Raw genomic sequence first — 7956 nt, forward strand, 5'->3', positions numbered from 1 at the left:
TTAAAAATAATTTGTCACAAATAATGATTTTATTATAATTCTTGAAGTTGTAAATTCGCTAAACTCAAGACATACCTCATTATTCTACTGCTTGCTGTTCTTGGTTTGTTTTAGGTATAAAATGCAATTTTTGCCATCTTTGAGAACGACTTGTTCTATCCTTAACCTCTCCAGCTAATTGCCCACATGCTGCATCAATATCATCACCCCGTGTTTTTCGAGTAATCGTATTAATGCCATGAGCGATTAGTCTATCTCTAAAGGCATCTATTGTTTCCTGAGGTGAGCGTTCATATTGTGTCATCGGAAAAGGGTTAAAAGGGATTAAATTGACTTTTGCTGGAACATTTCGCAACAACTTTATCAATTGATTGGCATGTTCTGGTTGATCATTGACGCCCTTAAGCATTACATATTCAAAAGTTACTTTTCTTCGAGGCTCATTCTTAAAATAGTTTTTGCATAAAGCCATCAATTGAGTCAACGGATACTTCTTATTTATAGGAACCAGTTCATTTCTTAGCTCATCATTCGGTGCATGCAGCGAGACAGCCAAAGCAACAGGGCTAATTTCTCTTAAACGTTCCAGATCAGGTAAAACCCCTGAAGTACTTAAAGTAACGCGACGTTTGGATAATCCATAAGCAAAATCATCCATCATAATATTCATTGCTGACACAACATTATCAAAATTAAGTAAAGGTTCGCCCATGCCCATCATTACCACATTTGTTATTTTTTTGTCATGAATTCCTTCTTGTTGTGATAACTCACGGACAGCCAACCAAACTTGGCCGATAATTTCGGCTGTAGATAAATTACGATTAAAACCTTGTTTTGCAGTAGAACAAAAGGAGCAATTCAAAGCACATCCCACTTGTGAAGAAACACATAAAGTTCCGCGGTTACTTTCGGGAATAAATACCGTCTCGATACAATTGCCGCACTCCAATTTCAAGAGCCATTTATGGGTGCCATCATTGGATTTTTGACAAGCAACAATTTCTGGTAATTTAATACATGATAGCTCTGTCAGTTTCTCTCTTAAGGCTTTGCTAAGATTTGTCATTTTTGTGAAATCAGTAAAACCGGCCTGATGTATCCATTGAATTATTTGCTGAGCTCGGTAAGGTTGTTCTCCCCAGCTATTTAGCAATTCACGCATTTGTTGATAATTGTAATCAAGAAGGTTTACTTTTTGTGCAGTCATTTTTGCTCCAAATTTAATGACATACATTAAATAAATAGTAATAGTATATGTAGTCTGGGTGCAGTACAGCGAAACCCGGGAATGCTAATCTTTCAGAAAACCCCGGGTTTCGCTGTACTGCACCCAGACTACATTTTAACTATGTTACTTTAACGTATTCCATTAAATATTCTTATCTTTCACAAATTTCATGTGGCTCAAAGAAAAAGGCAATTTCACGAGCTGCATTTTCAAGGCTGTCTGAACCATGTACTGCATTCGCATCAATACTATCAGCAAAATCAGCACGTATAGTTCCAGGTGCTGCTTCTTTGGGGTTTGTTGCGCCCATAATTTCTCTATTTTTCATTACTGCGTTTTCACCTTGTAATACCTGAACCATTACTGGGCCAGAGATCATGAACTCAACTAAATCTTTAAAGAAAGGACGTGCGCGATGAATGTCATAAAAATTTTCTGCTTGTTCACGAGAAAGTTGCATCATTTTTGCAGCGATTATATTGAGTCCCGCATTTTCAAAACGAGAATAGATTTGACCAATAACAGATTTAGCTACTGCATCAGGTTTAATAATTGACAACGTTGTTTCTTTTGCCATCATGCACTCCATGGGGGGTTAGTTAAAGTGCAATATTATACATGAAATACAAGCTATATGGCTAATATAAATTCATTTTTATATCAATTATAGTCTCGATAGTCAAAGTAAAAACCAAATACATATGCTTCATTTCTGATGTCTTTTTTATTTACTGTTCATAGCACCTCATATTGCCCCAATGTTCTTGTCAAAGTATAAAGGCTCTCTATTAATAGCATCTTGCTCGCTATCAATTTTGTATTCTGGTAATGATTTTAACAAATCGACAACGCGAAGAATCGTCTCATAAAATTGATTGCGATAGGAATTAGCTGACCTGCTTAATTCTTCAGTTTGTGCCACAAAATCACTGATCTGCTCATCAAAATCCATATCCATTTGTATAATTTCGGATAAAATATTTACACTTTTTTCCTTTAAATCTTCCGATAGGGAGACATTAAGGACCTCGTTCATTTTATCTATAAAAAGATATTTATTGTTTTGGACTTCTGCTACATTGCAGTAAATCAAGGCATGATTAATTGCTTCTCGGATTTTACTTTTTTTCTCTGAAGAATCAGGGCTCTTAAGTACTTTTTTTAATGAGGAGATCGTTTTATCCAACTCCGCATTGAATATCTGAGCTATTTTTATCAAAGCAGCCTGACTGTTAGCAATCAAATAATCATGCTCTCCTTGCACATTATTAAACTCATCCCCGAGTGCAACTAACTGCTGTCGTTCTTTTTCTATAACTTCACGTGTTGAAGCACCTTGCGCTTCTTCACCTTTAGAGTTTTCTCCGGACAATAAATAATCAATAAATAATTTTTGCACATAAACATGATAATCATTTGCTTGTTGCAAGATGATACCATTAAGTACATTTCTTAGTGGAACCCGCAGCATTCGATGATAAAAACTAAATGGACTTTTAATAGCTACCACTAATTCGGCTTGCGCCAGTTTGACATTGTACCTACCTAATATACGTTCAGCCGTTATTATTCCATAGGTTGAAAACCAATGGCTTAATTCACTATCAATTTCTTCCCCGTTCATTTTTCATCCAATTCAAGTTTTTCAAAGTATCGTGTTGCAATTCGCTAAATTGAGTCACAAGGCTTTGATTTCGTAGCATAGTATATGAGCATCGGAGCATAGAAAATCAAGGCTTCGCGGCCAAAATAGTAGAATTGTAAAAAGGTCCTATGATATAAGACAATTTATTTGATAAGTATAGTGTATTTAGCAGATGTTAAAACGATTAGATATTGATTTACAATTATTAAATAACTTTCTCCAAGTCAAAACGCCACAAGTATGGTTGGATTTTGCTGCAAATCATATTCCATTATTATTAATTGACCATGCTCATTGTGAGCGTAAAGCAGCAGCAACAGCAATTAATTTTATCAGCAAATATCCAGAAAAAAAGGAATTGGTTGAAGTGATGTCACCTTTAGCTCGCGAAGAGTTACTTCATTTTGAAAAGGTCATTAATCTAATGGCCCAAAAAGGGATTCAATTTTGTCCCTTGCAACCATCAGGATACGCTACGCACATGCATAAACAAGTTACAAGCAGGAATGTCCTCCAACGCTTATGTGATCAACTGATCATCGGTGCCATTATCGAGGCCCGTTCTTGCGAGCGCTTTCATGCAATTATCCCCTACCTTGAGGATCAGGACTTAACAAAATTTTACACTACTTTAATTCGATCGGAAGCACGTCATTTTGAAGACTATCTGCGCTTGGCAAAGTTATATGGCGGGAATATAGAACAACGTCTAAACTTGTTTTTATCTTTGGAAAATGATTTTATTTTAGCGACGGATACGGTATTTCGCTTTCACAGCGGAATACCGCAATCTAACAAAATTAACCATGAGACAGCCCTGGTTGCAGATCCTCTTGTTCCTCAAATTTAAAGGAGGATGTTTCCGCTAAAAACTTGCCAAACCCTTTATTGGGATCAGAGTGTAATGCCTCAAACGCATCCTTATCTAATGGGGTACCATCTGGATGATGCTTATAAATTTTTGTTTGAGAGTCCATTACATAATCGTTTTCTTGTAACCATAAATCAACCAATTTCTTAAATGCTTTATTTGCATCATTTGCTTTATCGAAAGGGATACCATCAACACGAGTTAAATCAGCGATTTCAACTTTCCCATCCTTAAAGGTAACTTTATGCTTAAGAGCATTTACGTTTATATCACTGTTGCCTTTAATTTTATGAAGTATCGCTGATTTAACTCCTTCATATATAAACTCTTTAGGGTGAGTTATTGTTCTAACAATAGGCATTTCATGAGTGGCTTTCTTTATAAGATCTAATGCCTCACCTGAAACTTGATTTGACGATACGTTTATTGCCTTATTAAGTTTGGAAAATAAATTCAATAAGGACATCATATTAGAGCGCCAGTCATTGATGGAGGTTTGTTCTGAATTAATTACCTCGTCAGCTAACTCCTTTATTTCATCCCAATAAGTTGTTTCTTTACCTGTTCTCTTGTTTATGGTTTTATGGCTATTCCTTAACTCATCCATAACCTTAGCCCACTGTCTCTGATGTTTAAACCGTGCCTCTTCAAGAGATGCTAATCGTTTCTTCTCACTTTCTTCTTTATTGATCCGGGCTATGTCCTTTTCAAACTCTTTATTCGCCTCTTCTTTTTTTCTTTCAAGTTCATCTTTATTTTGAGTCATAGCCTGCCTCTCTAAAAATTACAAATGAGCAAAATAGAGCCCTTTTGTATTATGATAACACAATACCAAGGGTTTGTCATCCCAATCACTCAGGACGTAACGCTTTAAATTTTGTGCGTTATTTTGATAAGAAGTAATACCCGGTTTATGAGTATGACCATGTATTAATTGAGTCACTTGGTAGTATGACATATGCTTAATGATTTCCTCAGTAACCACATCCATTTCTTCCATAGATTTGTTGGTATTCATCTGACTATGAGAACGAATTTGGTTTACTAGCCGCTCGCGATATTTTAGCGGTAAACTTAAAAAAAGAGTAGTAAATATTCTATTTCGAGTTAACAATCTAAAGCGCTGATGGGCTAAATCTTTAGTACAATAGCGATCGCCGTGAACTAACAATATTTTTTCCTGCCCTAATTGGATTACAGTCGGTTCAGATAAAACCGTCCATCCCGCCAGATGTGCAAAAGTTTTCCCCAATAAGAAATCACGATTACCATGCATGTAAAATAAGTTAATTCCTTGTTTTTTTAAAGAAGATAACTGATAAGCAATCTCCCTGCTCCAATCATCGATTGCATCATCACCTGCCCACGCATGAAAAAAATCACCCAGAATATAAATATTTTTAACAGAAACCCGTGCCCATTCAAGAAAATGATTAAAACGTTTTTGAATATCCCGATCCTCTGGATGCAGATGAAGGTCCGAAATAAAAACAACCTCTATCATAAGGGCTCTATTTGTATGTGCTCATCGATTAAATAAATTTGGCAAGGACCATTATAAGGCTCGATCACATCACTTAAACGATAAAATCCGGCAATTGATACTAACTCTGCCTCCAGGGATTGACAAAAAATTCTTGCCTCTTTATCTCCAGAAATTCCTGCCAAGGCTCTCCCTCTTAAAGCGCCATACACATGGATACAACCGTCCGCCAGTAATTCAGCACCATGGCTTACCGAAGAAGTCACTACGAGATCACCACCTTTTGCTACTACTTGTTGTCCCGAACGTACAGGTGTAGTAATTAACTTTGTTATTGATTTTGCTGAGTCATGATGATTGTTTTCAATAGGCCGCTCAATAATAGGTTTATCTTGTGTTGAAGACGCATGCAATACAGCCAAACCATGACATTGAGCCAGAGTATTATGTAATACACTTCCTCCTTGAATGGCAACAGGAATCATACCATGCGCACGTGCACTCTGGAGTAAAGGCTGCAAATCAAATTCTAACTGTTGTACAGAAGACAGGTCAAAAACAACAGGAGTATGCTCAAATAATTTAGGAGCTTTGGCAATAGTATCATCAAGTTGTTGCGAAAAAACATCAGAGTTCGTATTTAATACATGTAATACAGTAAATGTATAAAGACGGCCTTTTAGTTTAAATGCTTGAGTTTGTGTTGTATTTTCACCCATGAGTATGATATCCATAACCGATATTTTTGTTTATACTAACATGTGAAAACCAATAACAGAAGGATATTAAGGTGGATAAACGGTGGTTTGAACAATATCAGAAAGGAGTCCCGCATGAAATTGACGCAAGTCAGTATTCTTCCCTCGTCGATTTGTTTAAAGAATCCTGCTCGCGTTATGCTAAAAAAACCGCGTATACCAATTTAGGGAGTAGTATTACTTTTGGTGAACTGGATGAGTCAAGTCGCAATTTTGCTGCTTATCTTCAACAGCTCAAACTGGATAAAGGAGCTCGGATAGCAATTATGCTTCCCAATGTTCTTCAATACCCAGTAGCCTTATTCGGCATCTTACGTGCAGGTTATATTGTTGTTAATACGAATCCACTTTACACCACAGACGAGCTTATTCATCAAATGAATGACTCGGGTGCTGAAGCAATTATTGTACTTGCTAATTTTGCAAAAACTGTAGAAAAGGCTTTAAGCTCCATTCCTACATTAAAACATGTTATTGTGACTGAAATAGCAGATCTATTTCCCACTCCGAAACGAATCATTATCAATTCGATAATTAAATACATTAAAAAAATGGTACCTGCTTATAATATCCCCCATGCAGTAGCTTTTAATTATACTCTGCTTGAAGGAAAAGAATCGACGCTACATCATGTTGCATTGGGGCATGACGATATTGCATTCTTACAATATACCGGCGGTACAACAGGCGTAGCAAAGGGTGCTATTTTAACTCATCGCAATATGCTCTCCAACGTCCTGCAAGCTGAAGCATGGATTAAACCTATAGTAGGGTTAAACGGCGATGAAACGATTATTACAGCAATACCTCTTTATCATATTTTCTCTCTTACTGCGAATTGTTTGACTTTTTTAAAACAAGGAGCAAAAAATGTGCTAATCACAAACCCCCGTGATATGAAGCACTTTGTTAAAGAAATCAAAAAAGTACGTTTTTCAGCGATTACGGGTGTTAATACCCTGTTCAATGGATTACTAAACCAGCCTAAATTTAAAGAAGTTGATTTCAGCAACCTAAAAATTTCACTTGCGGGTGGTATGGCATTGCAAAAAAGTGTAGCGCTTAAATGGCGTGAAGTCACCAAAACGCCTGTATTAGAAGCTTATGGATTAACTGAAACCAGTCCTGCTGCCATCATGAATCCTATGAATTTGACGGAATATAATGGAAGCATAGGAGTGCCAATTCCCTCTACAGATGTCATCATTCTTGATGATGATGAACACGAAGTACCTATAGGAACAAGCGGGGAAATTTGCATTAAAGGACCACAAGTAACCCCGGGATATTGGAAACGACCTGATGAAACCGCATTAGTGTTCACTAAGAATGGCTATTTAAAAACTGGGGACATTGGTAAAATGGATGAAGAAGGTTTTATTTACCTCGTCGATCGAAAAAAAGACATGTTACTTGTCTCCGGATTTAATGTTTATCCAAATGAAGTCGAACAAGTGATTGCAATGCATCCTGGTGTTTTGGAAGTGGGGGTTGTTGGCGTTTTTGATAAGGAATCTGGTGAACGTGTTAAAGCATGTATTGTAAAAAAAGATCCCACTTTAACCGAAGAGCAAGTGATTGCTTATTGTCGAGAACATCTAACAGCTTATAAAGTTCCCAGGGTAGTTGAATTTTATGATGAACTTCCCAAAACAAATGTGGGAAAAATTCTTCGTCGAGCACTTAAAGATTCCCATTCCACGTCTCCAAGCCTCCCAGAGAAAAAACCAGCTGTTGCTATATAAATTCAAATAATGTACTTACTACGTCCCGCGGCTTGTCCGCGGGGCCCAGTGTTTTAACATAGATCTTCTGGATCCCGCGGACAAGCCCTGAGAGAACCACGCGAAATTTGCATGTCACTTTATATTTTTAAATAAACTATACTCAGCTTTCTACGTACCGCGCTTTAAAGTCAAGGATTATTGCTACATAGCTGGGCAATAATCCTTTGCTTGTGTAAGCACC

General features: G+C 36.9%; 8 protein-coding genes. 2 read left to right on the plus strand and 6 right to left on the minus strand.

All coding sequences use genetic code 11. The annotated features are described in order from the left end of the window. Positions 1–79 precede the first annotated feature (79 nt). The 3 genes from rlmN to A8O27_RS15305 form a co-directional block, all read right to left on the minus strand. Complete coding sequence (gene rlmN / locus A8O27_RS15295) at positions 80–1210, minus strand: dual-specificity RNA methyltransferase RlmN (protein WP_058457777.1); 1131 nt, start codon at positions 1208–1210, stop codon at positions 80–82. 172 nt (positions 1211–1382) lie between these two features. Beyond that, positions 1383–1808, minus strand: coding sequence for a nucleoside-diphosphate kinase (gene ndk / locus A8O27_RS15300; protein ID WP_058457776.1), 426 nt, complete (start codon positions 1806–1808; stop codon positions 1383–1385). A 168-nt stretch (positions 1809–1976) separates the two neighbouring features. Further along, a complete protein-coding gene (locus A8O27_RS15305; protein ID WP_058457775.1) occupies positions 1977–2855 on the minus strand; it encodes a hypothetical protein in 879 nt (292 codons plus the stop codon). A gap of 193 nt (positions 2856–3048) precedes the next feature. Between A8O27_RS15305 and A8O27_RS15310 the strand changes: the two genes are divergently transcribed. Beyond that, positions 3049–3726, plus strand: a complete 678-nt coding sequence (locus A8O27_RS15310; RefSeq protein ID WP_058457774.1) for a MiaE family protein — start codon at positions 3049–3051, stop codon at positions 3724–3726. Here the strand turns inward: A8O27_RS15310 and A8O27_RS15315 are convergent. Genes A8O27_RS15315 through minC form a run of 3 tightly spaced genes read right to left on the minus strand, consistent with a single transcriptional unit; the run spans position 3677 to position 5949 of the window. Further along, on the minus strand, positions 3677–4513 hold the full coding sequence (locus A8O27_RS15315) for a hypothetical protein (RefSeq protein WP_058457773.1): 837 nt from the start codon (positions 4511–4513) through the stop codon (positions 3677–3679). The two genes, A8O27_RS15310 and A8O27_RS15315, sit on opposite strands and share 50 nt — an antisense overlap. Before the next feature lie 18 nt (positions 4514–4531). Then, positions 4532–5251: a UDP-2,3-diacylglucosamine diphosphatase gene (locus tag A8O27_RS15320; protein WP_058457772.1), complete on the minus strand. Its 720-nt coding sequence runs from the start codon at positions 5249–5251 to the stop codon at positions 4532–4534. After that, positions 5248–5949, minus strand: a complete 702-nt coding sequence (minC, locus tag A8O27_RS15325; RefSeq protein WP_058457771.1) for a septum site-determining protein MinC — start codon at positions 5947–5949, stop codon at positions 5248–5250. The genes A8O27_RS15320 and minC overlap by 4 nt, the downstream gene beginning before the upstream one ends. Before the next feature lie 71 nt (positions 5950–6020). Between minC and A8O27_RS15330 the strand changes: the two genes are divergently transcribed. Then, complete coding sequence (locus A8O27_RS15330; RefSeq protein ID WP_058457770.1) at positions 6021–7733, plus strand: AMP-binding protein; 1713 nt, start codon at positions 6021–6023, stop codon at positions 7731–7733. The last annotated feature ends 223 nt before the right edge of the window (positions 7734–7956 follow it).

The organism is Legionella bozemanae (genome assembly GCF_001648595.1).
Classification (GTDB): Bacteria; Pseudomonadota; Gammaproteobacteria; order Legionellales; family Legionellaceae; genus Legionella; species Legionella bozemanae.

What these genes read in the sequence shown, in the direction of transcription:
- A8O27_RS15320 (WP_058457772.1), bottom strand. Translation starts at nt 5,251, where the DNA reads ATGATAGAGGTTGTTTTTATTTCGGACCTTCATCTGCATCCAGAGGAT.
- A8O27_RS15305 (WP_058457775.1), bottom strand. Translation starts at nt 2,855, where the DNA reads ATGAACGGGGAAGAAATTGATAGTGAATTAAGCCATTGGTTTTCAACC.
- A8O27_RS15310 (WP_058457774.1), top strand. Translation starts at nt 3,049, where the DNA reads ATGTTAAAACGATTAGATATTGATTTACAATTATTAAATAACTTTCTC.
- rlmN (WP_058457777.1), bottom strand. Translation starts at nt 1,210, where the DNA reads ATGACTGCACAAAAAGTAAACCTTCTTGATTACAATTATCAACAAATG.
- ndk (WP_058457776.1), bottom strand. Translation starts at nt 1,808, where the DNA reads ATGGCAAAAGAAACAACGTTGTCAATTATTAAACCTGATGCAGTAGCT.
- minC (WP_058457771.1), bottom strand. Translation starts at nt 5,949, where the DNA reads ATGGGTGAAAATACAACACAAACTCAAGCATTTAAACTAAAAGGCCGT.
- A8O27_RS15315 (WP_058457773.1), bottom strand. Translation starts at nt 4,513, where the DNA reads ATGACTCAAAATAAAGATGAACTTGAAAGAAAAAAAGAAGAGGCGAAT.